We start from the raw sequence: 26,881 nt of genomic DNA, 5'->3' as shown, positions 1-26,881 counted from the left end.
TTTACAAGCTCCTCGTAATTGCGTCCTTGTAAAATTATGCTACGGTTATGCGTTGGAAGCAATATCTAGTTTTAAGACACGCCCTAGTATCTGAATTGAAAAATAATGATGTCATTTTACAATCGGAATATGAATATTTTAAGAATGGTTTTATTGAATCAAAGAATAGCATTGAAATATATCGAAATAAGCTTATGAAAAAAATAATAGCAAATAACCTAAAAGTAACAAAACACCCATCCGTCCATAAAGGCAGGTGGGTGTTTGCTTATACACCATTTTTTTTACGAAAGTCAGAAGGGTTAACTCCTGTCCATCTTTTGAATTGTCTGCTGAAGTGGGAGAGGTTCTTGTAGCCTAAACGATTTGAAATCTCATTTAAAGATATCCTGGGCTGCTGGAGTAATATTTTGGCTTCCTGTAGCTTTAAGTCAGATAGATAGGTGCGGGGCGACATTTTATATATTTTTTGAAATACCTCTAATCCATAGTTAGGGCTGATCCCTAGCGAAGCAATGATGGGCTGGATGCGAATGGTGTAGTCTGAATTTCCCTGGGTGCAATTTTTCTTAAAAGCACTCTTGATGGCTTCGGCAATTTCTTTGGCGTATTTCGCAGTGGTCATGGACTGGTTAGCACGTATCTCCGTCAGGACCGGCTGGATATCTACCAGCACCTCCAATAACTCGAACAAGACCATTTGTGCTTTTAGCTTCGCTTTGGTGAACGACAACTCAGGCTCATGCAGAATATCGATCCATTTTTGAAGGCATTGTTTCAACTGGTCATGATACACATTGGAGGGCGTATAGACCCAATCACAGTTTTTCATGATTTGCATCCGCAAGGAGGGCTCGTCTATATCGAAATGAGCACAAAAATAGGTCATCGATGTAGCGGAAATACACTTATTCGTATGCTCGAACCCAGGCGGAATCAGCAGAATATCATCACGGTTCACAATGAATTGTTCATGATCCATTCTTGTCTCCTGAGCCCCATCCAGCACAATCAGAATCTCAAAGGCATGGTGGGATTCTGTAGTCATGCTCCAATCGGCAGGAACAGTCTGTGTATGTGCGCCAAAAAAGCGTATATTCCAATCAATGCGCGGCAGCAGCAGCGTCTGTGCACCTGTGTGATACCTATTCATATGTTCCAATTTGCAGCACCTGCCTTTGATTTGGGTAAATCTAGCCGTAATCATCCCATCGCTTAAGTACGTTAGTAGTTATTATAATATACATAGGCAATAGAAAAAGGGTAAATAATATGGCTAAACAGCGAAGGGAAGCAAATAAATGACGAAGATTAATAATCCAATAATCCCTGGAATGGCACCAGATCCCTCTATTATTAGAGTGGATGATGTGTATTATATTGCGACATCCACGTTTCATTGGAATCCCGGCATTCAAATTTTCAAGTCAACCGATTTAGCGAACTGGGAGCTGACGGCCTTTGCCCTGAATAAAGGTGAAGTGAATCTAAGAGGCACTAATACTCCAGCCGGGATCTGGGCACCGCATCTATCCTATGATTCTTCTACGAACCGGTACTGGTTAGCCTATTCGCATATGTTGAACATGGCAGGCCGTGAATTTAACTCGGATTCCTATGCCATGTGGGCAGAAGATATCCATGGACCCTGGTCGGAGCCTATCTATCTGACATCCATCGGTTTCGATCCGGCGCTGTTTCATGATGAAGACGGCAAACACTATGTGTCCATTCTTGAATGGGAGACCCGTGAAGGGTATCAGGCGCCTGGACATATTGTGATCGCTGAATTTGATTTGAATGAGGGGAAGATCGCTGGACAATGGCACCGGGTGACGCAAGGATTCACCAGCCGCGGCTGTGCTGAAGCACCGCAGATCTATAAATATAGAGATATGTACTATCTACTATTAGCTGCTGGCGGAACGGGATATGCTCATGGTGTTGAGCTGGGACGTGCGGAGAATATTTTTGGCCCCTATGAACCGCATCCGTCGGGAGAGCCCATTATCACCTCCTCGCCGCGCCATCTATTCTCACTGGGTAATCCGGATGCCGGGCATTTTGAGATGTATAATCCAGGCTCAATCATGCAAAAAGCAGGTCACGGCTCATTAGTTCAAACCCAAACAGGCGAATGGTACATTGCCCATCTAATGTCACGGCCTGTGGAAGGAACGCTTTTAAACCCATTAGGCCGTGAAACCTCGATCCAAAAAATGCATTGGACAGTAGACGGCTGGCTGGAAATGAAGGATGGATCGAATGTAGCCAAAATGGAAGTTGAGGGGTTAACAGGTGTTGAATTAGAGGGGGACAGGCTCTCTCATGATGTATTCGATGATTTTAACCAGGAGCACTATGATATTCATTTTCTGACTCCATACCGGGACCAGCAAGCAGCATGGGTGAATACGGTTGAACGTCCGGGTTACTTACGCATTCATGGAGGGAATTCTTTCTTCTCGCAGATTAATCCGGCGATGTTGGCCACGCGTGCAACCTCCCTTCATTATGAAGTTCAAACCAAGGTGGAATTTCATCCCGATCATTATTCGGAAACGGCGGGGATGGGGCTATACTATGATTCGAATAATTGGCTGTATGTTCACTTGACCCACTCCGAATCAGAGGGCACCGTTCTATCTGTGCTGCAGGCCAAGCTGGGGGAACGTATTGAATTGGTCCACAATTACATTCCAGTCCCTGAAGACACAGCGGAGCTCAAGCTGATCTATCATTCAGGCATCGCGAGTATCCTTTACCGCTTCGGGGATAACGGGGATTGGCAAGCTTTTGCAGAGAATATCGATGCTCTCTATCTGTCGGATGAAGGCGTGAACGGGGAGCCGGGGGAGATTGGCGGATTTACAGGCTTGTTCAATTTCATCGGCTCCGTGGATGCCCACCAGCATGACTCCTACGCTGATTTTGAGTACTATAGAGTTAAGAATTACTAACAGGAGTGGTGAATGGTTGTGAAGAAAAGTAGACAAACCCCCGTGCTGGTCGCGGTCTCTATCCTGCTCATTATTGTCAGCAGCCTGATCCCCTCGGCTCAGTCGGCTTGGCTGGGGGCGTTACAGACTCTTATGCTGGGAGCCGGATTGCTCGGCTGCTGTATGGCTTTTTGGCGGTTTGCCAAGGGCGGTAAGGGTGGTAAGGGCAAGAGCTGAGTTCTATGTACTGAACGGTTGGCGAAGACAGGATCGATGCATCGGATGGTTGAGCTATGTAAGGTGAGCCAAGCACTGCATGGATGCTGGTGCTGAGAATCAAGGACTAAGTCGCGGCGGATGCTGCGGCTTTTTTTGATAGAATCTATATGTTTTGGGATCCCCGCAAAGTACCTGAGTCATTTATCGAAGCTAAAGCCCCACTTTGAGGGGTCATTTTGTTTTGTAGGGGGACCCAGAGGCCCTTATTTTGTGAAAAAGACCGATTCTCTCCCCTTTGCGGACAGAGAGGACGTTAAAGGGCTGTGTGGAGACGGAAATGAGGCGGAATAGGTTAATTAAGCGCCTCTCAGTCCGCATGGCCTTCGGAATGGTCCCATTTGCCGAAATAGGGGATCTGTAGTCCGCATGGCTCACCATCCATCACCTTCTTCGACATCCGTACCCTAATCCCGCCACATCCAACTCGTTCCGCGGCTCTCATTCCTATAGCCCGCGTATCCCGCGTTATACCCAGTCTCATCCCGCCGAAGGACGATGGACCGCAGGCAAGGCAGAATGGGCGGCTGCCATCTGTTCGCGTATTCCTCTAAGCCGGGCCTTCAGCTCGAGGATGCTGCAATCCAGGATCTGGCTGATGTCGGGCAGGGGGAGCTGGATGCCGTACCATAAGGCACTGGCAACGTGATCGTCCCAATTAAGCAGGGTAGCAGCGCAGCGGCTATGATCCCGGGCGAGCACAGCACATTGGCGGATGCACTCTCTGTAGGCAGCCGCAGCAGCGCTGTCCCCTGAGAGGCTGCTCTTCAGCCATAGTGGATGGAGTGCCACGAAGGTGGCGGTGGTTGCTTGCTCGGCGCGGGCGCCTTTTTCCAGCAGAAGGCAGCTTAGCGCATAGACGGGACTGCTATATTGCCGGGTGTAGTGGTTGAATCCGGCAGCAGCGGCTGCCGTGGGCGATAAGGGGTCAGGCATGTGGTCACGTTCCTTTCTGAATCTATACTGTGCAATTCATTCCAGCGCGCAAAAAACCGCAGGCAGAGGAGGACCTCTGCCTGCGGTTGTGGATAACAGGCGTAAGACGCCTGGCACAAAAGCGTGGCGGATCAGGGCTCTCTCCTTACGCTTACGAGGTTAGCTGTCGGATTCGGACGGTGAGAGTCGCCCTACCTGCCGGAGACCTGCGCGTGGCATTCTCCTTCGGATTCACCCCAAGTCGGCCTGACGGCCGGATGGTTCCCCCGTTTTCCACATGACGGAAATTCAGCGTGCATGCATTGATTGTTTTCATGAATGCATTCATTTGCTTTCAACACGAATCATACTCTTTTCGGAGGGGGTTTGTAAAAATGGAAAAGAGTGCTATTCGCCTTTTTTTCAGCAAATGGCTGAATGGCTGTGCATAGGGAAGCTAAAACACCTATATGTAGCAGATTATCTGCCATTTATCTCGCTCAAGCGCTGTTTTTTATTTTTGGCAGAGATCACCACCACAGCGGAACCTTCTGATTCTTCCAGGCAATGATCCGCTTCACCTCACGAACGGTTCCTGTTGTAATCTCATAGTCGCTGCGCTGCGCTGCATGAAGGTCCAGGAAGTGCAGCATCCCTCCATAAGTCCCAACAGCCAGCAGCGTCTCATCCGGATTGATAGCTAACCCTGAAATAGTGCTTCCGGCATAATAACGCCACAGCTCCCGCCCCTCTGCATCAATGAGCCTTAAGTAGCCATAAGCGTCGCCAATGACAACACCCTCTTTCAGCGCTGCCGCTGCATACACCCGGGCTTCCTCGTTAACAAGCGGATATTCCTGGTCTGCCGGGAGTTTTCCTGCTACCACATCTTCAAGGGGAACGGCAAGGGTAACGCCATTATAGAAGTGGCAGGCATTGAACCATACGCTATGCTGGTCCTTCGTAAATATAGTATAGTGCGGGTAACTGGATTCCGGATTGAATAAGTGAACCTGCCCTGAAGTTATGTCATATAAAAGATGATCACTGCCCTGGCTGCCATAGGAAATCCATCTTCCATCCGGAGAGACGGCACCATGCGGCATGTCAATTTCAATGTGCTCTATCTCATCTGCTTTATATTCTTCGAGATCAGGATGCAGCAGATTCACCTCCCAGGGCTTCTCCTCCGATTGCTGGACCAGGAAAATTCCCTGGCTCATAACAAGCAATAACGCCCCGCCCCCGTTAAAAGGAATGACCTGCTCCAAGGGTAACGCCTGGTCCAGGCTGTCTATGTCCAAGACGGGAAAGTCCGGGTCCAGCGCTTGAATCGTTCCATTCAGCTCACGCCATGAGAGGGTTGCTACAACTGTGCCCTGAAGTGTGCTGTTCATGGATTGCATAATGGTAATCCCCTGAGTTCCGGCGAGCGCATAGAACTGATTATCAGGTGATGCCCCAACCAGGCTAAACTCGCCGAATACGGAAATAACATCCTTATGTACAACCACAACTGCATTCTTCTCCCAGGGGGTACCGGTACTGAATACCACAGCATCATCACTGATGAAATGGATACCGCGAATCGCCTGCATCTCCTTCTGAAAGTGGCCGGAGAGCGGCCACGTTGCCGCCGGCAATTGCGCCCGCAGCTCAGCCATCTCACCGTGCTCATTAGCTCCTCGAATCATCTTATAGATTTTGGCGGCGAGGGTCCCGCGTGTATCCTCTGCGGGTTCATTTCCCGCTTTGTCCCAGCCTTCAGTCAGTCCTTTATGTACGAATTGGTTAACGTCGCCCGCATAACGCTGCCCTTCTTCACGCCATTTGGCAGCCTGCTCATTTTGTAGCCAGTTCAATTGATCAGTCCTCCTGTTCCAGATATATATAAACATACATATTTTACATCAATGAATCGCAAAAAAAGGTACTGCTCCTGTTGAGAGAACAGCACCTTTGTGTATATTACAGAACAGCAGCATCCATAAGCTCTTGAAGCTCAGGAAGATTGAAGCCCTTGACTGCCCGGTCCCCGGATACAGTGACTGGAATGCCCATGAAGCCCAGCTTCTCCACTTCCTCCTGATAGACCGAGCTTATCATCACATCCCGCACCTCGAAGGGAATGCCTTTGCTCTCCAGCAACTGCTTGACCTGATTGCATTCGCTGCAGCCGGAGGTCGAATAGACAATTACGTTCGCGCTCATTGCTCCACTGCTTCCTTTATCGCTTTTTGGGTAATCTTCCAGTGTGAGGTGTTCCAGCGGACTTCGCTGTCCTCCAGCAGGAAGATTTGCGGGGATTCATGCTTGATTCCGAAATCCTCAGCAATCTGATTGGAGACAGGACGGTCTTCGATCACATGGACAACGGCTGCAGGAGTATCTGAATGCTGTGCATAGGCCTGGAATTCTTCGTTGGCCTTGGCGCTGATCGGACAGGTGGTGCTGTGCTTGAAGAGCAGTTTTTTGCCAGGCTGCCCGATATATTGCTCTAGTTCTTCCTTAGTGTGAATTTGTTGAATAGACATCGGAGGATCACCTTCCTGGGTAAGAGTTAATGAAACCTGTTGTCAACAATTGTGTTGTTAACAACTATTAATCATGATTGTAACATAGTTCAAAATTAAAGCAAAAGTAAAGTTCTGCTTAGTCCGGCCCCTCCCTTGAAGGATGTTGTTAACGGCCCGAGGCCATGCTAATGTGAGAGGGATGAATCTAGGCTCGGTGCATAATCATGCAGATATGAGGGGGGAGCTCATGAAAAGGGTTGCTTGTGTTACCGGTGCTGACCGTGGACTGGGATTGTGTCTCGTTCGATCTCTTTTGGAGAGTAAGTACATGGTGTTTGCCGGACAGTATTTGCCGGACCCTGCGGCATTGGAAGCTTTGAAAGCGCAATACCCGGATAGCCTGAGGCTGGTCCCTCTTGATATCGGCAATGCAGGGAGCGTAAAGGAGGCTGCACGGAGTATTGCCGGGAGTACAGGGCACCTTGATATGATTATCAATAACGCGGGGATTATCCACCGGTCGGATGATGCAACGGTGCTCGTGGATATGGATGATGAAGCGATGGCGGAGATTTATAACGTGAACACGCTTGGTGCGCTGAGAGTGAGCAATGCATTGATGGGCTTACTGCTGCAAGGCCGCCAGCGTCTGGTGGTTAATATCTCGTCGGAGGCCGGAAGCATCGGACGGAACAAGCGGATCAATATGTATGGCTATTGTATGTCCAAGGCCGCACTTAATATGCAGTCTTCGCTGCTGCACAATCATCTGCGTGCGATGGGCGGACAAGTGATGGTCTTCCATCCCGGCTGGCTGCAGACCTATATGAACGGGGAGAAGGATGCGAAGGCGCCTGTAACTCCTGAAGAATCGGCAGGCAAGATTATGACAATCGTTCATAACCATAAGATGTATTTGGCTGAAGAACCGGCTTTTATCGATCTGGACGGCAATCTCTGGCCCTGGTGACACGAACATTCAGGACAGGCTATCTTGGCAAAAGAGAGGTGTGTACATCATGTCTTCATACAAAGCACTGGCGTTCGGCAGCTATACTGAAGTGAAGTACCATCCCTTCGAGGGAGTAGACCGTGAACTGGAGCAGCTCCTTGAGCCCGAGTTCCATGTGGTCTCCACGGAGGATTACGGACGGATGAACCGGGCAGAGCTGGCAGAATGCAGACTGGTGATCTCCTATACGGAGTTCTCCGAGGAGCAATTACCCACTGCGCAGAGCGGGGCCCTGCTCGCTTATGTGGCTGGCGGCGGCGGGCTGCTTGTCGTGCACAACGGCATATCCCTGCAGCGTAATCAGGAGCTTGGGGCGATGCTTGGTGCCCGGTTCACCCATCATCCGGCGTTCACAGCGCTGCAGATGAAGGTGACTGCGCCGGAGCACCCGATTATGGAGGGGATATCTGATTTTGTTATAGAGGATGAGCCTTATTATTTCGAGCAGCATCCCCACTTCGGGACAACGGTGCTGGCCGAATATCCGCATGACGGAGCGATGAGACCGGCGGCATGGTGCCATGCCTTCGGTGAAGGCCGGGTGGTCTATCTGATGCCTGGGCATCATCTGCCTTCCTTCTCCTCAGAGCCGCTGCGCCGGATGATCCGCAGAGGCGGATTGTGGGCTGCCGGAATGCTGTAATACGTGACGCTTATGATAAAAGGCAGGATACCGCTTGGATAACATGCGGTGTCCTGCCTTTGTGTAAGAAATGGGATGATCAGCTATGATGCCCTATTTCGGGGGCTTAAGCATCAGCAACAGGGACGACCTCGTTCTGATGAAGAGCTTCCAGTACCTCTGCCCGCAGCGTATCGGTGAAGGCGGCCCAGACCTTTTTGCCGACATCCAGCTCTTCGCGCCCAATCGATTGCAGCGTCTCAAGCCATACCCGCTTGTCATTAATGAGTCCGAGCTGGTCCTGAATGTCCTTATAGAAGGCTTCATGGGCATGGAATTTCTGATTTAGCGCAAAAGCAGCCGCATTTGCCGTATAACGCAGTTCCTTGGCGGCGATCCGCAGCTCATGCAGAGCTTCGAAGGCTTCCTGCGATTCGGCTGCCGGACCCTTGAATAGGGTCTTACAGGATTTTTTCTTCTGTTCAAAGGCGACTTCAAGCTCGCGCATGGCTACATTGGCGTCTTTTTTGGCAGCGAGGGGTTCTAGGCCTGTCTTAATAAAAGGTGTCCACAGCGCTTCGAGCGCGTGGCCGGACAGCTTGGGCAGTGCCTTCTTCAGCTTCTTGCGGGCAGCCTTCCGTGTATCCTTCTGGTGTTCGATTACCGCCTTCAGCAGCTTGGCAGTCTTCTTATCGCCCGCCGCCTCCGCCGCCTTGCGCCGGTCCTCAAAAGACCCGATCAGCACATCTGCATCACGGACTCTGCCGAGCTTCTTCTGGGCCTGCTTGAAGCTTGTATACAATTCTGCCGTTGCAGTATGGCCCGGATCAAGAATGGACAACAGCGTCAGCAGCTTGCGGCTATTGACTCTGGCCTGATGAATATCCTCATCGTTGAACCCTTTGCGTGCATCCTTGCTGTAGTCCTGAAAATTAATATACAGCTTGTGCATGGCCTGTTCCCATTGCCTGGATTTACTAAGTTGCCTGTCCTTTGCCTGTGGTTCGGTTGTCATGCAGCATCACTCCTAGAGGTTGTGTATAGCATGAGCTTATGCGCGGATCTTATGGCTGGTATATTCTTCTGTACTACATTAAGGATAACGGGTTCGCTCCGCCATTTCAAATCTGTAAGGGGATACATTGCCGATTGTACGGTGCGGGTAGAGATCGGTTACAATGTGAATAGTTAACGGAGCTAAGATTAGCGCAGGTCTTATAGATAGAAAGGGGAATCAGCATGCGGAGTGAGCCTTATGATGTACTGGAGAGCGGGGCGGCGGGAAGGCTGCCGGAGCAGATGATCCTCTTCACACATACCGGCGGTGAAGCAGGGGAAGAGAGAGAAGAGGCATCTGCGGAGGATATGCTGATTCCGTTCGCTTTTGAAGAGGTGCTGTGCCGTGATGTCGGGGCCGGGAGGGTCCCGCCGGTGCTGCATCTCTGGAGCCACCCCGGCGGAGTCGCGCTGGGGCTGCGGGACAGCAAGCTGCCCCGCGCAGCAGAGGCGATGCAGGCGCTGGAGCAGCAGGGCATCCGTACGGCAGTCCGCCATTCGGGCGGCGCTGCGGTACCGCTGGATGCGGGAGTCATCAACGTGTCCCTCCTGCTGCCGAAGCCTGCGGGCAAGCTGGACTTCCACGATGATTTCCGGCTGCTGGCTTCGGTCATTACCGAAGCGGTAGCTGCGGGCTATCCGCAGGCAGCGGCGCAGATCCGGGCGGAAGAAGTCACCGGGTCGTATTGCCCCGGTGATTTCGACCTGGCGATCGGCGGCCGCAAGTTCTGCGGCATCGCCCAGCGCAGACAGAGCAGCGCGTACTTCGTCCACGCGTTTGTGATTGTGTCCGGCCCGGGGCTCGCGCGCGGAGAGCTCATCCGCCGCTTCTATCAGGATGCAGCGGACGGCGATGCCTCCCTGGACTATCCGCGCGTGCGGCCGGAGACCATCGCCGCGCTCGCGGAGCTTGGCGGCCCGGCTTCGGCGGCCGAATTCACCGCGGGCATCCGGCAGGCAGTTGCCGGCCGGGGAACCCGCCTGCTGCCGGCGGAACTGCTGCAGCAGGAGACGGGCTACAGCCTGCGGTACAACGACCCGCAGGTGCTTGAAGCAGCGCATATGCTGCGCGAGAGGTACGCCCGCTGAGGCGGGCTGTATGCGAAAAACAGCCCCCAACTACATATACAACTCCGGACGCCGGTCCGCGAAGACCGGGATCTGCCCCCGTACCTCCCGGACCCGGGCGAGGTCAAGCTCGCCGCTGAGGATCTCTTCGCCGCCGGAGGCCTCGCTGACAATCTCGCCCCAAGGATCGATAATCAGGGAATGTCCAGCGAAGGTATTCGCCGGATCTGCCCCTGCCCGGTTACATGCCACTACGTAGCACTGGTTCTCAATTGCCCGGCTGATCAGCAGCGCGCGCCAGTGAGAGAGGCGAGGGAGCGGCCATTCAGCGCTGATGAACAGGATCTCAGCCCCTCCGGCCATATGGACCCGGACCCATTCCGGGAAACGGATGTCGTAGCAGATCAGCCCGGCGCAGGTAATGCCGTCCAGCATGAACAGTCCTTTGGCGGAGCCGGGCTGGAGGTAGAGATGCTCCTCCATCAGCTTGAACAGATGCAGCTTGCTATACTCCCCGGTGCACGCCCCGCTGCGGTCAAAGACATACATACTGTTCGTAATGCCGCCGTTCTCCTGCCTGACGGCAATGGAGCCGGCAATGATATTCACGCCGTATTCCCGGGCCAGACCTGACATCAAGGCGCCTGTAGTATGTCCGCCGGTGTCGGCGATCTCGCCCAGCCGGGTCAGATCATATCCCGTTGTCCATAGCTCGGGAAGAATAATGCAGTCCGGCCGGCCAGCGGCAGCTTCACGAATTTTGCGCACGGCGGCAGCATAATTCACCTCCGGTTTGCCAAATGCTATATCGAGCTGAATCAGGGCTATTTTCATACAGCAGCCTCCTCCAAAAATTATTAGGGTCAACGAATTGGGTGTAAAGTATGTTTTGTCGAAAAGGTTTTGCACAATTTACTTGCGTTAGGGGGTTAATCTTGAGCAAAGTTCAGCCGGATGAACATAAGATCTTTCAACTGCTGCAGGCCCTGCACAAAGAAATCGGCCCCAAATTCGAGCGCTGCGCCGGCATGACGCCAACCCGCTTCAGGCTGCTGCAAGAGCTGTACCGGACTTCCGAGATCAGTCAGATTGCACTGCAAAAACTTCTGGAAATCGATGCAGCAGCAGTTACCCGCCACCTGAAGGGACTTGAAGAGAACGGGATGATTGCCCGCCGCAATAATCCATCCGATAACCGGGTGACGCTTGTCTCCCTGACCGTTCAGGGCCGGGATCATATCCATGACTACCGGGAGAGCAAGACCGAGTTCATCAGCGATCTGCTGAACGGATTCAACGAACAGGAGCGCACGGTGCTCGCAGAGATGCTTACCCGGCTGCAGCATAATATCAATGTACTGTAGCCGTAACCTATAATCAAACCCATAAAGGAGCTATTTCACATGAACACTACCAAAAACAATGACTTCACCAGCATTATTACAGGACGCCGCTCGATCCGCAAATATGATTCATCCGTCAAAATCAGCAAAGAGGAAATGACAGAGATTCTGACTGAAGCTACGCTGGCGCCTTCGTCCGTGAATATGCAGCCTTGGCGTTTTGTAATCATCGAAAGCCCTGAAGCCAAAGCTAAGCTGGCCCCTATTGCCAAGTTCAACCAGACTCAAGTCGAAACCTCTGCAGCGGTGATTGCCGTATTCGGTGATATGAATAACTTCGATTACGCTGAACAAATCTACGGAACGGCTGTTGAACGCGGACTTATGCCTGCCGAGGTAAAAGAAAGACAGCTTGCCGCCCTCGGTGCCCACTTCGCTAAGCTGCCCGCAGATGTGAACAGAGAGACTGTGATGATTGACGCCGGTCTGGTCTCCATGCAATTGATGCTGTCCGCCCGCGCACACGGGTATGACACCAATCCGATCGGCGGATTCGAAAAGGATCAAATCGCAGAAATGTTCGGTATGGACAAAGAGCGCTACATTCCGGTTATGCTGATCTCGATCGGCAAAGCACTAGATGAAGGCTACGCCTCCGTCCGTCTGCCTATCGACACGATTGCTCAGTGGAAATAACGTTATACCCATGAAATTCTAGGAGGAAGATCTGAATGATTATTATCCATGCACTGCTTCATGTGAATCCTGCACGGGAGGAAGAGTTCCTGGCCACGGCGAAACCGCTGATTGCCGCCACGCACGAAGAAGAAGGGAATCTGTCTTACGAGCTGTATAAGCATGCAGCTGACGGAAGTCTCTATATTATGATTGAGACCTGGCGTGACCAGGCCGCCGTTGCCGCTCACAACACAAGCCCTCACTTCACCGGCTTCGCCTCCAAAGCGGGAGAGTTCCTGACCGCACCGCTTGAGGTTAAGGTGTATAGTGCTGAGGAATTGAGCAAATAATTAAGGTGTTAAATGATTAACCCTATACAATTTGGAATCCCGGGATGCTCCGGCAGTCTAATGACTGCTGCGGCATCCTTTTTTGTTTTGGGGTCCCCGCAAAGTACCTGAGTCATCACCTACGCTAAAGCCCCACTTTGTGGGGTTATTTTGAATGACCCCATGCCGTTTATAAAACGTACAAGCCGGGTATCTTACCTTACCCTGACTTGACTTGTCATTTGCTGGCGAAGCAGGCGCGGGAAGAACGAAGGAGATGAAGACAGCATGACTAGTGTACATAACAATCACCGGTTACCCTCAATTTCTGCTGCTGCGGACCAGGACGGACAGCTCCAGCAGGATCTCATAGATTACGTGAATTATCATATTTCGGGCGGCTCCCTGGCCTCGCTGACCGAAGGCGCGGAGGAAGCTGAGCCGGCTTTTGCCCCTCTTTTGCAAAGTGATACCGCGCGCGCCTACCGACAGGAGTGCGGGGGCGTCATAACCGATATGCAGCAGCTCGGGCAGCTGCCGGGTATAAGCCAGGAATGGCTTAATCAGCTCGCGGACACAGTAGCGGGACTCGATTCCGGCAAGCTCAGGGCGCTGGCCCCGCAGACCACCCGGCATAACCGGGTAGATCCTTATGTGAACGGGCCGCAATGCCTGGACATGCTGCTCGGCGAGATCCGCAAGGCTGAACGTTATATTCATCTGTCTGTCATGCTGTTCTTCAATGATCATTCGGGGAACCTTATCGCGGATGAGCTGCTTCATGCACTTGAGCGCGGGGTAGAGGTCAGAATAATGGTGAATTATACAGTCACTGCGCTCGGATACGGCCAGAATCTGGAGGTGGGGCAATTCTCCGACATTGCCGGGCGTCTGGAGCAGGCGGGAGCCAGGCTGCTGGATACCTTCCACTCCTATTACGGTGCGGAGGAATGGGTTGCGAAGCGCAAGGCGCTGAAGTCACAGGGCGTGCCTGAGAGCATCCTTTTTCTGCAGGATAAGGTTCAGGAGGATGTGGAGGTGACCGGGCTGAATGTGATTGACCACCGCAAATTCATGATTATAGACGGAATAACTTCTATTATCGGCAGTCTGAATATCGGGGACCAGTATACCTTTGCGACACCTATCCAGGAAGCCCCGGACCAGCAGGTGGATGGACGTCCGCTCGGTATCCCCGCGAAGGAAGAGGAGTGGCATGACGGCTGCTTCCGCATTCAGGGGGCAGTGGCCCAGTCGCTGAACGCTGTTTTTCACTCCAGGTGGCTGCTGCTCGGGGGAGATCACTTTGACCTTGCGTCACCCTTTTATCGTCCTGCGGTGGACTATGCGTTCGGGGAGGAGGAGTGTACGCTCTTCGCGAGCTTTCCCGGCAACCCGGTGAATCTGATTCAGCAATATATTCTGGATGTGATCACCTATGCAGCCGATGAGACCCTTATTGTGAATCCGTATCTGATCGATCAGGCCTTCTGGGACCGGCTGGGTGAAGTGGGGCCGGAGCGTGCCTGCCATCTCGTCATCTGCAATCCGCTGGAGGTTAATGACCATCCGACGAACCGGGCGGCGGTGCGCAGCAACATGTATGTTCCCTTTTGTAACGGCGTATCCTTCTATGATTATAGTGCGACTGAACGCTTCTCCCACTGGAAAATCATCTACGACCACAGAGCGCAGGCGGTATTTCACGGCTCGTATAATATTAATGAACGGAGTGCCTGCCATGATTACGAGCTGGGCCTGCTGGTGAAGGGCAGAGATCTCGCGGAGAAGGTGAAGCGCATGATTGATTATGACCTCAGCGTCTCCCGTAAGATCAAAGGCAAACACGAGTTCTTCAAGCATCCCTGGCTGCATCCCAGCACGTATCTGAATAAAGCAACGCAGAACTACACCTGATATCCTCTCCGGCGTCCGGTCATGTATAATGGCGATATACCAATGAACGAAGATGGAGCTAATGAAGATGAACATACACATTCTTGGACAAGGTCCCCGGACCGGGGAAATCAGATTCGCGGCAGCAGAATGGGGGGAAGCCAGAGCCATCTGGTGCGGGCCGCCTGTACAGACGGGAGAGGTCTGGGAAGCTGAATGGGAGCTGCCGGCGCTGTTCATGAGCTGGGTCGATATTGTGCCGGCTCCCGGAGGTGCCTTTGGCCTGCGTATCGAAGGGGACATGGTTATCCTGACGGGCGTGCTGGAAAATATAGAGGAGGACGGCGCGGGTTATCTGCGGATCGGCCGCGACCTGATCATGTTCGAATGCCTGGGCGAACCCATGGCGCTGGGCGGGTTCGTTGAGCTGAGGACCCGTGAAGTGAGGCTGTATCCCGTGAATCTGTAAGGGCCGCAGGGCACCCGGCTTACGAACGATTTCCTGCCCCGGCATAGCCACCTTCAGGCAAATGCGCTAATATAATATAGATTGAAACAAGTAACAGCATAAGGAGCAGAAATCTGATGAACAGCGATATTCAACAATTTAAGACGGAATTCTTCAAGGCGCTGGCTCACCCGATGCGGATTCGGATTCTGGAGTTGCTTAGCGAAGGCGAGAAGAATGTGAACGAGCTGCAGGCGATTCTGGGCTCCGAAGGCTCTGCGGTATCCCAGCAGCTGGCCGTCCTCCGGGCCAAAAATGTGGTCACCAGCGTCAAGGAAGGGACCACTGTCATCTATGCCCTCCGTGATCCTCTGATCAAGGAGCTTCTGGCTGTAGCCAGGCAGATTTTCGACAATCATCTGGTGAGTACCATTTCCCTGCTCGAAGGCATCCGCAGCGAATAACCCCGGCTTCCGGGGGCGGATTACCCCGTTGACAAGAGCAGCGGGCAGGAGTAATGTGAGTATTATATTCAAATAATCAGATATTTAGAGAAAAGAAGGTTATAGGATGACAGGGTGGGGCCGTTTCAAAGGCTATAACATTGCTTCGCTGCGCAAGGATATCATTTCAGGGACAATCGTCGGCGTTATTGCCATCCCTCTCGGGATGGCATTTGCTATTGCTTCCGGTGTGAAGCCGGAGTACGGAATTTATACAACCATTGTGGCCGGTATACTGATTTCCTTATTCGGCGGGTCCAGGTTCCAGATTGGCGGGCCTACGGGTGCATTCATTCCTATTTTGTTCGCCATTGCGATGCAGTACGGGTATGAGAATCTGCTGATTGCCGGAATGATGGCCGGGGTAATTCTTGTCTTGATGGGTGTTCTGCGGCTGGGGGTATTGATTAAGTTCATTCCGAAGCCGGTGACTATTGGTTTTACGGCCGGGATTGCCGTTATTATTTTCAGCGGGCAGATTGCGAACTTCCTTGGCCTGAGGGATATGAAGCGGCATGAAAGCTTTATCGACAATATGAAGGAGATCGGGGCGCATCTCTCCACAATCAATCTGTATAGCATTCTGACTGCGGGAGTATGTCTCGCCGTAGTGGTGCTGGGGTTGAAATTTGCTCCGAAGGTGCCGGGTTCTCTGATCGGACTGTTGTGTGCTACGGTTATCGCTGCCCTGTTCTTCAGCGGCAAGGTGACGACCATCGGCTCTGCCTACGGAGATATTCCGAATACACTCCCTAGCTTTCACTTCCCGGTCATTACATGGGAGAAAATCAAGCTGCTGATCCGTCCGGCCTTTGTCATTGCACTGCTGGGGGCCATTGAGTCGCTGCTCTCCGCAGTCGTGGCCGACGGCATGTCGGGCAGCCGCCATGACAGCAACCGGGAGCTGATCGGTCAGGGGGTCGCCAATATCGCTGCGCCGTTGTTCGGCGGGATACCGGCTACCGGCGCGATTGCCAGAACCGCCACCAATATCCGCAGCGGCGCCGCGTCCCCGCTCTCCGGGATCATTCACGGTGTAGTGGTGTTCCTGATCCTGCTGCTGTTCGCCCCGTACGCCTCCAGCATTCCGCTGGCAGCGATGGCCCCGATTCTGATGGTCGTAGCCTGGAATATGAGTGAACGCAAGGAATTCCTTCATCTTCTGAAGCTGAAGACCGGGGATTCGCTGGTGCTGGCGATTACCTTCCTGCTGACGGTATTCGCCGATCTGACCGTGGCGGTAGAGGTGGGGCTGATCCTGGCCGTTGTCCTCTTCGTCAAGCGTATGGGCGAGGTACACAGAATCTCCAAGGTGCTGCCTGACCCGTCTTCCGTCAAGGTCGAGGCCCATATGGTAACCGAGAGCCACGACTGTCCGCAGATCGGAATCTACAATGTGGAGGGACCGCTGTTCTTCGGAGCCGCTTACCGCTTCGACCACACCATGCCCGAGCTCGGCCCGGATCAGCCTAAGCTTATCCTGCTGCGCATGGGCAAGGTGCCGCTGATGGATACGACAGGCGAGGCCAATCTGGCAGCGCTGGTGAAGGACCTGCAGGCGGCAGGCGGCAGGCTGATGATCTCAGGCATCCAGAGCCAACCGCTTGAGCTGCTCAAGAGAACAGGACTGTATGACCGGATCGGTGCCTCCCAGTTCTATGATCATACCGGCGAAGCGATCAATGATGCGCTGGGCAGCGTGAACCCCAGCCGTTGCCGGGGCTGCGCGCATGCGGCCTTCAGAGAATGCAGCGCCCTCTCAGGGCTGGAGGAATCCTCATCGCGCAGCGCGGCCTTCAAGGGCCGCACTCCGGCGGTGGCCCGCAAGCTGAGCGGCGGGGTATAACCCTTGTAATCCGGACAAAGAAATCGCCTTTTTGGTAAAATGGAGGGTCCGCCTTCCATCCCAAAAGGAGCGATTTCTTTGTCGTTTACTATAACATGTACCGGCTTTATCCTATATTATCCTAAATCTCCTGCGTGTAGAATCATATCGACCAGACCTGGGAAACGTGTATTTAAGTCATCCTTTCTGAGCGAATAAAAGTGCTGTTTGCCTTCTATGCGCGGCTGGATAATTCCAGCTTCACGAAGCATTTTAACGTGGTGGGACAACGTTGATTTTGAGATGTGGTCGACTTCAAAGGCGGAGCAGCGTTTCTCGCCAGAACTGGCTAAACAATGTGCAATCTTCATGCGCAACGGGTCACCTAATGCATTGCAGACCGTGGTCAGACGCATCTCTGAAACTGTAGGTATCGATAAATGTCTCATAAGGTAGATACTAGCATATTCAATATCTTCTTTCAATGTTCGATAATTTTCGAATTATAATATACGTTGCTTTAGAAGTGTGGTATAGTTCTTCTTATGTTAAATAGTTCGAAAATATTCGAACTATAAAACAACTTTGTATAACACTACAGAAAATTCAGGAGGTAACAAAATGTCTAACACAACAAATGCCGGTAATACCACTAACGCTCAACACACGGATAAGAACATAACCATGTTAAATAACTATTTCCGTTTGTATGATGCCTCTCGCACCGACGATCGGGCTATGCACGACTTGTTGTCACTGTTCACGCAGGATGCTGAAATTGTGTCGGGCGGGAGAAGCCGCACAGGATTCGAGGTAGTGATTAAGACTTTTTATGAACACAACAAAGACATTAAACATATGTGGGACGCATGGGTACTTCAGCCTGACGGCAGCTACCTGACCAACTGGGCAGTATGCGGACAAGCTGCCGATGGCACGGTCTATGCGAAGGCGGGTATAGATATTATGCATGTGAATGATATGGGGCAGATTACGTATCTGAAGAACGTGCAGACGACTGAGGATGAGTACAGTGAATATATTTCGTAAGCGAAAAGTAATTCATATGAGGGTTACTGCATAAGCCTACGGTTAGGCAGTAACGAACCGGCTCAAAGCAAAAACCGGCGGGGAATTTACAGACGTAAATTTCCCGTCGGTTTTATTAAAATATAAGAACTTATATGTTGCACACGATAACTTATCCTTCTATTTCTCGCTGAAACGGTACCGTCCTTTAAAAGGACGGCGAAGCCGTTTCCACTTGTGTCTTGTCCACTTGTCACTGGATATCCCGTGAACCCTCCCGTTGAACCTTCCCATATTGGACACTCCAGCCCCATATTTGTACAATTACATAAATGGACTATATCAAGGTAAGGAGATTATCCTTCATGAAAGAACTGAATTACACCAAGGTCTTCATCCTTCTGGCTGCTATGACGGCGGCAACGCTGGCGGTATACCGCGTAGTTTCGCTGCAGACGGATACGTTCTATGCCTTTCTGATCTGGAATCTGTTTCTGGCCTGGGTGCCGTTCTTCTTCTCCATGGCCGCGCATGAGCTGGATAAGCGGAAGATCGGGGGGCTGCTGATTCTGCCGTTGGGCGTTGCCTGGCTGCTGTTTTTTCCGAATGCGCCTTATATTATGACCGATCTGATTCATCTGACCGTCCGCAAAAGCAAGTATATCGTCGGCGGAACGATCCAGAACCGGTACTGGTATGATCTGACCACCCTCCTCCTGTTCACCTGGAGCGGCTGGCTGACCGGATTCTTCTCCCTGTACCAGTTCCAGCACGTGATATACCGGAAAAGCAACATGCTGCTCTCGTGGGTCTTCGTCCTGTTCGCCTGTGTTATGGGCGGCTACGGCGTCCTGCTCGGCAGAGTCTACCGGCTGAACAGCTGGGATGTGCTGACGGACCGCCATCAGCTGTACCGGCTGGTCATGGACAGCCTGAACCGGCAGTCTGTGTTCTTCAGCCTGTTCATCGCTTTTGTCCTGCTGGTGATCTATGCCACGATGTATTGCCTGCTGAACGGGCTGGGGGGCGGGAGCCGCAGGAGTTATTCCGAGAGCCGGAGGAAGATAGGTTAAATGTCCTCCTCATCGCCGAGTTCAGGCGGAAGCTCCATGTCCATCTCTAGCTCAGGAGCCGGAACATATTGGTAGCGCTCCAGGTCAACCATGCCCCGTTCATCGAAGCTAACGCCCTCTCCGGTTAAGTACAGCTGCTGCAGGGAGGCGGACTCGTCTTCGGTGAGCGAGATCATGCCTTTGGCGTTGATAACCCTGTGCCACGGCAGCTTGTACTTCCTGCTCATGGAGTGCAGAATGCGCACGACCTGCCGTGCTGCCCGGGGGCTTCCGGCCGCCCGGGCAATTCCGCCGTAGGTCATGACGGAGCCTTCCGGAATCGATTGAATGATGAGGATAACTTTTCGTGTGAATGGTGTCATCTTGCGGGCTCCTTTAAATTCTCATTCTGTAACAATACTATTCTAACCATAACATAAAGCGGCTGCTGCAAGGAGCATTGGCACTAGTCCAGCAGTAACTGACAATCTCATACGAAGCTTGGCCTCAGCCGGCCCCTCTGTTACAGAGCGGGCTTATTTGAAATATAAGAATGTATAGGTTTCACGCTATACATTATCCTTCTATTTCTCGCTGAAACGGTACCGTCCTTTAAAAGGACGGCAATGCCGTTTCCACTTGCTGTGCCATTCAGGGGCCGGGCGGCTTCTGCTTCTCCTATCCAGCAAATTTTGGTGAATAGGAGTTAGAGAGACGGGGGATAATCAGAGCAATAGATCTCTGACAGGAGTGATAGCGGTGAAGAACAAGCATTCTGCACTGAACAGTGAAGCTGCCGGTACCCTGTCCGCGCATCCTCCGCTAAGCCCTTCGCTGGAGGAGACGGTGGAACGGCTGCGGAAGATTTTCAATAACGACGGGACACTGAGAGTAAGGATCATAGAGAACAGCCAGGGCGCTCCCGTCCGCTGCGGATTAATCTATGTCGATGGAATGGTGGACCGGAATCTGATTCAGACAGGGATCATCAAGCCGGTACTTGCTTACCAGCCCGCAGAAGAAGAGTATCGGGACCCCAAGGTTCTAATGGAAAGAATCCGGATGACCGTTATTGATACGCCTGATGTCACGGCCACCGGGGAGCTGGAGGGATTGATCGGAGCGGTCGTCAGCGGGAAGGCGTTGCTGCTCCTGGATGGCTATGCCGGAGGGCTGGTTATCAATGTTCAGGGATGGGATTCCAGAGCGATAGAAGAGCCTACTACAGAAAAAGCAGTGCGCGGTCCCCGGGAGGGGTTCACCGAATCGCTGCTTGTCAATCTGACCCTAATCCGCCGCAGAGTGCAGGACCCGGATCTGAAATTTGAATTCACGCAAATCGGAACACGCAGCAGGACACAGACCTGCATCTGCTATATGGAGGGCCTGGCCTCTCCTGCCATTATTAAGGAGCTGTATGACAGGCTGGAGAAGGTGGAGCTTGATCTGATTCTGGATACGGGTTATTTGTCCGAGCTGATCCGTGACGAGCCGTATTCTCCGTTTGAAACTGTCGGAAATACCGAGCGGCCGGACACACTGGTAAGCAAAATCCTGGAGGGCCGGGTTGCGGTTCTTATCGAAGGCACCCCTTTTGCGCTGACTGTCCCTTATGTATTTGTAGAGAACTTCCAGGCCAGTGAGGATTATTATATAAATTATTATTTTGCATCGTTTAACCGTGTGCTTAGAGTGATGGGCGCCTTCATGTCGATCAGTATCCCGGCCGGTTATATTGCCCTCGTGACCTATGCCCAGGAGATGGTCCCCACTCTGTTGCTGCTAAGCATTGCGACTGCCAGGCAATCGGTGCCTTTTCCAACCATAGTTGAAGCCCTGCTTATGTTGACCATTTTCGAGGTGTTGCGGGAAGCGGGGGCGCGGATACCGACTTCGATTGGGCAGGCGGTAAGCATTGTCGGAGCGTTGGTGCTGGGTCAGGCTGCTGTGGATGCACGGATTGTCAGTGCGCCGATGGTCATCGTGGTGGGCTTGACAGGGATAACGACCCTGCTGAATCCAAGGCTGACCGGGCCGCTGATCATCGCCAGACTGGCGCTGCTGGGCGCCACCTTTTTCCTCGGTCTCTACGGATATTTCTTCGGTCTGCTCGGTCTGGTCATTCACCTGATGAGTCTGCGCTCCTTCGGGGTCTCTTACATGCTGGGAGTTGGCTCGATCCGCCCGCAGGATATTAAGGATACAACCATCCGTGCCCCCTGGTGGGATATGAATCTGCGGCCGGCGATGATTGGAATGCGCAACCGGAGACGGAAGCCGCCGAAAAGACCGGCGAAGCGGTCATGAGATCCCTGCGAAGAGGGATCGCCTCTCTGATCTCACTACTGCTGCTGTTGAGCCTGGGACTCACCGGCTGCTGGAATTATACCGAGGTGGATGATATGGCGATTGTAGCCGGGGTGGCCATTGACAAAGATGAGGATGGGAAGCTGTTGCTTACAGTAGAGATCGTAGATACTGGCGGGGCAGCCAACAAGGCTCAGGCGGGCTATAAAATGGTCAGCCTCAGCGGGAATACGATGTTTGAAATCGTCCGCAATATGATCTCTATGACCGGCAAGAGGCTATTCTGGAGTCACGCCAAGGCAATAATCATCAGTGAGGAAGCCGCCAGAGAGGGGCTGGTGAAAGTCATTGACTGGTACAGCCGGGACACGGAGACCCGTTCGGATGTGTTCATCTTCATATCAGGAGAGAAGACGGCCCGCGAGGTGCTCAATCTGAACAGTACCACAGAAGCGATTCTGTCTTTTGAATTAGCCCAGATGATGCATGACGAGAAGTATATGAACATCGCTCCGGCTGTGGAGATCTGGGATTTCATTGACAAGCTGGAGACTTCAGGGATTTATGCTACAGCCCCAATCATTCATATTCATCAGAAAAATGGTGAAAAGAGCGAAAGGGTGGCAGGCACCGCCGTATTCGTGAAGGACCGGATGGTGGGCAAACTGAGCGGCGATGAGACGAAGACGATGCTTATGATCAAAAATGTACTGCAAGGAGGGGTGCTGGTTGTGGATGATAAGCGGGGGAACCCGGCGTATTCCCTGGAGATTGTCTCCAATCAGACCAAGCTGAAGCACCAAATGGTAAATGGCAGGCTCCAGATGGAGATTCGTACGGCAACCAAGACGGGGCTGGATGAGGTGATGACCACGGACGGATTCTTAAAAAATGAGACTATTCATGATATTGAGCAACGGGCGGCTGAGCAGCTGCAGGCGGATATTCTTACGTTAGTTCATAAGATGCAGCAGCAATATGAAGCTGATATTTTTGGCTTTGGCGAGAGCCTGTACGAGAAGCAGCCCAAGCTCTGGGCGGAGCTGAAGGATCACTGGCCTGAGGTCTTTGCCGGTCTTGAAGTGAACGTCAAGTCCAAGGTGACGATACAGAGCAGTGCCAAGACATCGCGGGCCATCCGGCTGGGAGATTAAGCTATGGCTATTTACGTGGTGTTGATCTATGCCTTGATCGCTGTAATTGATCCATATGGGCTGCGGAAGAAGGGAATGAAGCGGGATTTCCTGGTCTGTTCTGCCCTGTACCTGATCTCCTTCGCGCTGGCCTTCGCACTCTCGATGCGTTGGGAGATACCCAGTCCGTCCCCGCTGTTTGTGGATTGGATCAAAAGGCTATATTAGCGCGTGACGCTGAAGGAGGAGGAGAGTGTGAGCAAAGAGATTATTCCGGCTGGCCAGTCGATCAGCATCGCTGTATTATTTATCACCGGAGCTTCCCTGTTCCTGGGAACCTCGTCACAGTCCGGCAACAGCAGCTGGATTGCCCAATTGCTGGCGATTCTGCTGGCGATTCCCCTTATGCTGATCTATGCGAGACTCCATGTCTTGTTTCCGGGCAAGGATCTGTATGACATGCTGATTGAAGTGTTCGGCTCCGTCCTGGGACGGATGCTCTGTTGTCTGTATATCTGGTATGCTTTACATCTTGGAGCGCTGGTGCTTCGCAATTTCGGGGAGTTCAGCAAGACCGTGGCTTTAACCGCAACTCCGATGCTCGCACCTATGCTTGTGATCGGCCTGCTCTGTATCTGGGTGGTCCACGCCGGGATCGAGGTGCTTGGAAGAAGCGCCAAATTCCTGCTGCTGTTCTCGCTGATTGTAATTGTGGTCCTACAACTACTCTCTGTACCCAAGTTTGAGTACCATCATCTGAGGCCACTGCTCCATACCAGATTAGACCTTATTCTTGCAGATACGGCTGGCTCGTTCACCTTCCCTTTTGCCGAGATTGTAGTCTTCCTGGGCGCGTTCAGCGCCATCCCGGCCAAGGGCTCTGCCAAGCGGGTGCTGGTCAGCAGCACACTGATTGCAGGGGTTATCATTATTATGATTACACTGCGCAACCTGCTGGTGCTTGGCCCTGATATTCTGTCCGGTCTGTACTTCCCCTCTTACGTGGCGGTCAGCCGGATTAATATCGGTGATTTCGTTACCCGGATCGAGGGCTCGGCAGCCATTGTGTTTGTTACGGCGCTCTTCGTCAAGGTCAGTCTGTGTCTGTATGTAACCTGTAACGGGGTAGCGAAAGTATTCAAGCTGGGTAGCTACCGGTCTGTAGTGCTGCAGATGGGACTGATCATGATCTATCTGTCGGACTTCATCTATTCCAATATTATGGAAATGGAAGAGTTCGCGTATCACATCTACAAGGTATATGCCCTCCCGTTCGAAGTGGTGATTCCTGTGCTGCTGTGGCTTACAGCCGAGCTTGTTGTCCGCAAAAGGTGCAGCAGGCACAAGGCTCTTCCAGAGCAGCAGCCGGAAGGTTTATAGAGCAGAGCAGCGTCATTTCTTCAGCCCCGCCCTGCGGGGCTTTCCGGATTTCAACCTGTGCTGAAGTTAGCTATAATGAGAGATAAGAGAGAATTTCATAGAACAGGTAAGAAAGGCGTGGATTACAGATGAGCGTATCCAGCATTGTAATGTCCTCACATTGGGGCAGAGAGGTCAGACATAAGCTTATTACGCAAGGCTCCAAGGTGCTGGCCGTGGTGTTTCCAGGACAGAATTATTCCGCCGAGCGGCCGCTGCTGGATTATGCAGGCAAGCTGGCCCGGGAATACGGCTGTGACCTGCTGCTGCTCGAATACGGCTACCAGGCTGCCAGAGTAGCCTTCAAGCGCGAAGAGATTGATATTGTTGCCGAGGAATGCAAGATTGCGCTTGCTTCGCTTCCCGACTATGAGCAGTTCCTGTTCATCAGTAAGAGTATGGGCACGATTATTGCCGGTAAGGCGGCGTCGGAGCCCGGAATGGGCGAGAAGGTCTCGCATCTGTTCCTTACCCCTGTTCCCGAGAGCCTTCCGTTCATCCGGCAGAGCCGGGGCAGTGTGATCTACGGCGGGAGTGACCCGATGTTCACCGGGCAGCATCCTGCCGAGCTTAGCAGCATGAAGCAGGTAAGGGTATATAGAATTGACGATGCCAACCACTATCTGGAGGTGGATAGCGTCAACGAATCGCTGGCTGTGCTGCTGGTTATTATTAATTTTTATCATGAATTTTTCCGAGATTCACTATAAAAGGAGATGAGAGCATGATTACAGAAGCGGCAATGCTTCAGGTGAAGCCGGGACAGACCCATTCCTTCGAGCAGAGCTTCAGGGAGGCTTCCCCGCTGATTGCTTCGATTGACGGCTATTTAGGCCATGAGCTTCAGCACTGTATGGAAGATGAGCACAAGTATCTGCTGATTGTCCGCTGGCGCAGCCTGGAGGATCATACGGTAGGCTTCAGGGAATCGCTCCAGTATCAGGAGTGGAAGGCGCTGCTGCATCATTATTACAGCCCTTTTCCTATAGTAGAGCATTATACGAAGGTTAGTCTGGATTAGTGGAGAGGGTATGTATATGCAGGGGAAGGTAATCGGTCAAGGCAGAACGGCTGAAGTGTTGGAGTACGGGGAAGGAAGGATTCTTAAGCTGTACCGTGACGACGTTCCAGAAGAACATGTGGACTTGGAATACCGCATCAGTAAATGGGTCTATGAACAAGGTGTTGCTACTCCGCAGCCTCATGAGCGGGTGGTTGTAGAGGGCAAACAGGGAATTGTATATCAGCAGATCGCCGGTCCTACCCTGCTGCAGCAGATGAGCCGGAAGCCGTGGCTTAACTTCAACGGCTTCAAACAGATGGCAGGCCTGCATTACAGCCTCCATCAGCTGGGTGGCATGGGCGAAGCCGGAGCACAGAAGAAGCGTCTGGAGCAGCATATTATCGCCGCACCCATGCTTGAGACAGAGGAGAAAACACAGATTCTGTCCCGGCTTGCCCGGCTGCCGGACGGGGAGAAGCTATGCCATGGCGATTTCCACCCGGATAATATCCTGATGGACGATAAGCTGTGGGTCATTGACTGGATGACCGGCGTCCGCGGTAATCCTGCGGCAGATGTGGCACGTTCAGTAATCATGTTCAGTATCGGGGCCATGCCTCCGCAGGCTTCCGTGTTCGCTAAGGGGTTCCTGGGGTTCGCCAGGAAGCGGCTGACCGAGCAATATGTCGGCAGGTATCGGAAACTGTCAGGCTTGACGCTTGCGGATATCGAACCGTGGATACTGCCGGTAGCAGCCGCACGGCTGGTGGAGGGACTTCCGGTTCCCGAGAAGGAGCTGCTGGTCCGTGAGATCCGCAGACGTCTGAGAGCATAGCGCTGCAAGCAAGAGACTGTATAGGGGAGGCGGAAGTGCTGGTGAATACATATATTGCATGGCTGCGCGGCATTAATGTCGGCGGCAACAAAGTGATCAAAATGCAGGACCTGAAGGCCACCCTCGGAACACTTCCATTCAGGAATGTACGCACCTACATCCAGAGCGGCAATGTTATATTTGAGAGTGAAGCATTAACCGGCGAGGGGCTGGCCGAGATGATTAGCGGGAAGATTCAGGAGACCTTCGGCTTTGAAGTACCGGTGATGATTCGTTCTCTGGAGGAGCTGGAGGCAGTTATTGCCGGCAATCCGTTCCCGCAGAGTGAGCAGGAAGCCTACAAGCGGCTGTACGTCTCGTTCCTGGCAGCGGAGCCAGCCGCTGAAGCGCTGGAGAAACTCCGCCCCTATGAGGATGGAGCTGATAAGCTGCGGGTGATCGGCAGGGAGCTGTATGCCTTCTATGAAGTGAGTGTAAGCGGGTCGCCGCTGTTCAAGGTGCCGTTCGACAAGCTGCTGGGAACGGCGCTTACTGCTCGCAACTGGAACACCCTGAACAAGGTAGCCGCACTGGCCCGTAAGCCGTAAAGGAAATAGTAGCTCTACCAAATACCCCACCGGGACATCTCCTGGCGGGGTATTTGGCGTGTCCGGCACGTTCAGCAAACATTCAGCGGG

31 protein-coding genes and 1 riboswitch are annotated in these 26,881 nt (G+C 52.5%); of the genes, 22 read left to right on the top strand and 9 right to left on the bottom strand.

Annotation, left to right across the window (positions count from 1 at the left end; all coding sequences use genetic code 11):
• Positions 1-268: 268 nt before the first annotated feature.
• Positions 269-1,153, bottom strand: coding sequence for an AraC family transcriptional regulator (locus C162_RS28300; protein WP_036700247.1), 885 nt, complete (start codon positions 1,151-1,153; stop codon positions 269-271).
• 148 nt (positions 1,154-1,301) lie between these two features.
• Between C162_RS28300 and C162_RS28295 the strand changes: the two genes are divergently transcribed.
• Both C162_RS28295 and C162_RS28290 read left to right on the top strand, forming a co-directional pair.
• Positions 1,302-2,960 (top strand): family 43 glycosylhydrolase, encoded by a 1,659-nt coding sequence (locus C162_RS28295; protein ID WP_036700227.1) that lies wholly within the window; start codon positions 1,302-1,304, stop codon positions 2,958-2,960.
• 18 nt (positions 2,961-2,978) lie between these two features.
• Positions 2,979-3,176, top strand: a complete 198-nt coding sequence (locus C162_RS28290) for a hypothetical protein (RefSeq protein ID WP_143804369.1) — start codon at positions 2,979-2,981, stop codon at positions 3,174-3,176.
• Positions 3,177-3,695: 519 nt separating this feature from the next.
• On the opposite strand, the gene C162_RS28280 is transcribed toward C162_RS28290, so the two are convergent.
• The 4 genes from C162_RS28280 to ytxJ form a co-directional block, all read right to left on the bottom strand.
• Positions 3,696-4,151 carry a hypothetical protein gene (locus tag C162_RS28280; RefSeq protein ID WP_036700221.1) on the bottom strand — a complete coding sequence of 152 codons (456 nt, stop codon included), beginning with the start codon at positions 4,149-4,151 and terminating at the stop codon, positions 3,696-3,698.
• 134 nt (positions 4,152-4,285) lie between these two features.
• Positions 4,286-4,455: riboswitch (cyclic di-AMP (ydaO/yuaA leader) on the bottom strand.
• Between the two features lie 205 nt (positions 4,456-4,660).
• A complete protein-coding gene (locus tag C162_RS28275) occupies positions 4,661-5,992 on the bottom strand; it encodes a WD40 repeat domain-containing protein (protein WP_036700219.1) in 1,332 nt (443 codons plus the stop codon).
• Positions 5,993-6,098: 106 nt separating this feature from the next.
• Positions 6,099-6,341 carry a glutaredoxin family protein gene (locus tag C162_RS28270; RefSeq protein WP_036700216.1) on the bottom strand — a complete coding sequence of 81 codons (243 nt, stop codon included), beginning with the start codon at positions 6,339-6,341 and terminating at the stop codon, positions 6,099-6,101.
• Positions 6,338-6,664 (bottom strand): bacillithiol system redox-active protein YtxJ, encoded by a 327-nt coding sequence (gene ytxJ, locus C162_RS28265; RefSeq protein ID WP_036700214.1) that lies wholly within the window; start codon positions 6,662-6,664, stop codon positions 6,338-6,340. The genes C162_RS28270 and ytxJ overlap by 4 nt, the downstream gene beginning before the upstream one ends.
• 229 nt (positions 6,665-6,893) lie before the next feature.
• Here ytxJ and C162_RS28260 point away from each other — a divergent pair, with 229 nt between their 5' ends.
• Together C162_RS28260 and C162_RS28255 are read left to right on the top strand one after the other, a co-directional pair.
• Positions 6,894-7,616: an SDR family NAD(P)-dependent oxidoreductase gene (locus tag C162_RS28260; protein WP_036700212.1), complete on the top strand. Its 723-nt coding sequence runs from the start codon at positions 6,894-6,896 to the stop codon at positions 7,614-7,616.
• 49 nt (positions 7,617-7,665) lie between these two features.
• Positions 7,666-8,301, top strand: a complete 636-nt coding sequence (locus tag C162_RS28255; RefSeq protein WP_036700211.1) for a ThuA domain-containing protein — start codon at positions 7,666-7,668, stop codon at positions 8,299-8,301.
• Positions 8,302-8,407: 106 nt separating this feature from the next.
• Here the strand turns inward: C162_RS28255 and C162_RS28250 are convergent, their stop codons facing one another.
• Positions 8,408-9,295, bottom strand: a complete 888-nt coding sequence (locus C162_RS28250) for a CHAD domain-containing protein (RefSeq protein ID WP_036700208.1) — start codon at positions 9,293-9,295, stop codon at positions 8,408-8,410.
• 224 nt (positions 9,296-9,519) lie between these two features.
• Between C162_RS28250 and C162_RS28245 the strand changes: the two genes are divergently transcribed.
• Positions 9,520-10,425: a lipoate--protein ligase family protein gene (locus C162_RS28245; RefSeq protein ID WP_051493993.1), complete on the top strand. Its 906-nt coding sequence runs from the start codon at positions 9,520-9,522 to the stop codon at positions 10,423-10,425.
• Positions 10,426-10,455: 30 nt separating this feature from the next.
• Here the strand turns inward: C162_RS28245 and C162_RS28240 are convergent, their stop codons facing one another.
• Complete coding sequence (locus C162_RS28240; RefSeq protein ID WP_036700205.1) at positions 10,456-11,238, bottom strand: carbon-nitrogen family hydrolase; 783 nt, start codon at positions 11,236-11,238, stop codon at positions 10,456-10,458.
• A gap of 101 nt (positions 11,239-11,339) precedes the next feature.
• Here C162_RS28240 and C162_RS28235 point away from each other — a divergent pair, with 101 nt between their 5' ends.
• From C162_RS28235 to C162_RS28205, 7 genes are all read left to right on the top strand, one after another.
• Positions 11,340-11,768, top strand: a complete 429-nt coding sequence (locus C162_RS28235) for a MarR family winged helix-turn-helix transcriptional regulator (protein ID WP_036700203.1) — start codon at positions 11,340-11,342, stop codon at positions 11,766-11,768.
• Positions 11,769-11,807: 39 nt separating this feature from the next.
• Positions 11,808-12,443, top strand: a complete 636-nt coding sequence (locus C162_RS28230; RefSeq protein ID WP_036700201.1) for a nitroreductase family protein — start codon at positions 11,808-11,810, stop codon at positions 12,441-12,443.
• Between the two features lie 35 nt (positions 12,444-12,478).
• On the top strand, positions 12,479-12,775 hold the full coding sequence (locus C162_RS28225) for a putative quinol monooxygenase (protein WP_036700199.1): 297 nt from the start codon (positions 12,479-12,481) through the stop codon (positions 12,773-12,775).
• 267 nt (positions 12,776-13,042) lie between these two features.
• Positions 13,043-14,671 (top strand): phospholipase D-like domain-containing protein, encoded by a 1,629-nt coding sequence (locus C162_RS28220; protein ID WP_083678078.1) that lies wholly within the window; start codon positions 13,043-13,045, stop codon positions 14,669-14,671.
• Between the two features lie 67 nt (positions 14,672-14,738).
• Positions 14,739-15,119 (top strand): hypothetical protein, encoded by a 381-nt coding sequence (locus tag C162_RS28215; RefSeq protein WP_036700196.1) that lies wholly within the window; start codon positions 14,739-14,741, stop codon positions 15,117-15,119.
• Between the two features lie 116 nt (positions 15,120-15,235).
• Entirely contained in the window at positions 15,236-15,562 is a 327-nt protein-coding gene (locus tag C162_RS28210) for an ArsR/SmtB family transcription factor (protein ID WP_036700195.1), read from the top strand.
• A gap of 106 nt (positions 15,563-15,668) precedes the next feature.
• On the top strand, positions 15,669-17,447 hold the full coding sequence (locus C162_RS28205; RefSeq protein ID WP_036700193.1) for a SulP family inorganic anion transporter: 1,779 nt from the start codon (positions 15,669-15,671) through the stop codon (positions 17,445-17,447).
• Positions 17,448-17,563: 116 nt separating this feature from the next.
• On the opposite strand, the gene C162_RS28200 is transcribed toward C162_RS28205, so the two are convergent.
• The gene (locus C162_RS28200; protein ID WP_036700192.1) at positions 17,564-17,875 is read right to left on the bottom strand and encodes an ArsR/SmtB family transcription factor; all 312 of its coding nucleotides are present in this window, start codon (positions 17,873-17,875) and stop codon (positions 17,564-17,566) included.
• 172 nt (positions 17,876-18,047) lie between these two features.
• On the opposite strand from C162_RS28200, the gene C162_RS28195 reads away from it, so the two are divergent.
• Positions 18,048-18,476 carry a hypothetical protein gene (locus tag C162_RS28195; protein ID WP_051493992.1) on the top strand — a complete coding sequence of 143 codons (429 nt, stop codon included), beginning with the start codon at positions 18,048-18,050 and terminating at the stop codon, positions 18,474-18,476.
• A gap of 344 nt (positions 18,477-18,820) precedes the next feature.
• The gene (locus C162_RS28190) at positions 18,821-19,528 is read left to right on the top strand and encodes a DUF1361 domain-containing protein (RefSeq protein WP_036700190.1); all 708 of its coding nucleotides are present in this window, start codon (positions 18,821-18,823) and stop codon (positions 19,526-19,528) included.
• Here C162_RS28190 and C162_RS28185 read toward each other — a convergent pair.
• Positions 19,525-19,890: an MGMT family protein gene (locus tag C162_RS28185; protein ID WP_036700187.1), complete on the bottom strand. Its 366-nt coding sequence runs from the start codon at positions 19,888-19,890 to the stop codon at positions 19,525-19,527. The two genes, C162_RS28190 and C162_RS28185, sit on opposite strands and share 4 nt — an antisense overlap.
• Before the next feature lie 376 nt (positions 19,891-20,266).
• On the opposite strand from C162_RS28185, the gene C162_RS28180 reads away from it, so the two are divergent.
• The 8 genes from C162_RS28180 to C162_RS28145 all read left to right on the top strand — a co-directional run bounded on the left by C162_RS28180 (position 20,267) and on the right by C162_RS28145 (position 26,791).
• A complete protein-coding gene (locus C162_RS28180) occupies positions 20,267-21,814 on the top strand; it encodes a spore germination protein (RefSeq protein WP_235218554.1) in 1,548 nt (515 codons plus the stop codon).
• Positions 21,811-22,968 (top strand): Ger(x)C family spore germination protein, encoded by a 1,158-nt coding sequence (locus C162_RS28175; protein ID WP_036700183.1) that lies wholly within the window; start codon positions 21,811-21,813, stop codon positions 22,966-22,968. Before C162_RS28180 ends, C162_RS28175 begins: the two co-directional genes overlap by 4 nt.
• A 3-nt stretch (positions 22,969-22,971) precedes the next feature.
• Positions 22,972-23,175 carry a hypothetical protein gene (locus C162_RS28170; protein ID WP_036700181.1) on the top strand — a complete coding sequence of 68 codons (204 nt, stop codon included), beginning with the start codon at positions 22,972-22,974 and terminating at the stop codon, positions 23,173-23,175.
• A 27-nt stretch (positions 23,176-23,202) separates the two neighbouring features.
• A complete protein-coding gene (locus C162_RS28165; RefSeq protein ID WP_036700179.1) occupies positions 23,203-24,327 on the top strand; it encodes a GerAB/ArcD/ProY family transporter in 1,125 nt (374 codons plus the stop codon).
• Between the two features lie 128 nt (positions 24,328-24,455).
• Positions 24,456-25,076 carry an alpha/beta hydrolase gene (locus C162_RS28160; protein WP_036700176.1) on the top strand — a complete coding sequence of 207 codons (621 nt, stop codon included), beginning with the start codon at positions 24,456-24,458 and terminating at the stop codon, positions 25,074-25,076.
• A gap of 14 nt (positions 25,077-25,090) precedes the next feature.
• On the top strand, positions 25,091-25,387 hold the full coding sequence (locus C162_RS28155; RefSeq protein ID WP_036700174.1) for an antibiotic biosynthesis monooxygenase family protein: 297 nt from the start codon (positions 25,091-25,093) through the stop codon (positions 25,385-25,387).
• A 16-nt stretch (positions 25,388-25,403) separates the two neighbouring features.
• The gene (locus tag C162_RS28150) at positions 25,404-26,204 is read left to right on the top strand and encodes a phosphotransferase family protein (protein ID WP_036700172.1); all 801 of its coding nucleotides are present in this window, start codon (positions 25,404-25,406) and stop codon (positions 26,202-26,204) included.
• A gap of 41 nt (positions 26,205-26,245) precedes the next feature.
• On the top strand, positions 26,246-26,791 hold the full coding sequence (locus C162_RS28145) for a DUF1697 domain-containing protein (RefSeq protein WP_036700234.1): 546 nt from the start codon (positions 26,246-26,248) through the stop codon (positions 26,789-26,791).
• Positions 26,792-26,881 lie beyond the last annotated feature (90 nt).

The organism is Paenibacillus sp. FSL R7-269 (assembly GCF_000517865.1).
In the GTDB taxonomy this organism is placed as follows: Bacteria; Bacillota; Bacilli; order Paenibacillales; family Paenibacillaceae; genus Paenibacillus_AQ.
The sequence above is the reverse complement of the archived record's forward strand: the minus strand, read 5'-3'. Positions and strand labels throughout refer to the sequence as shown.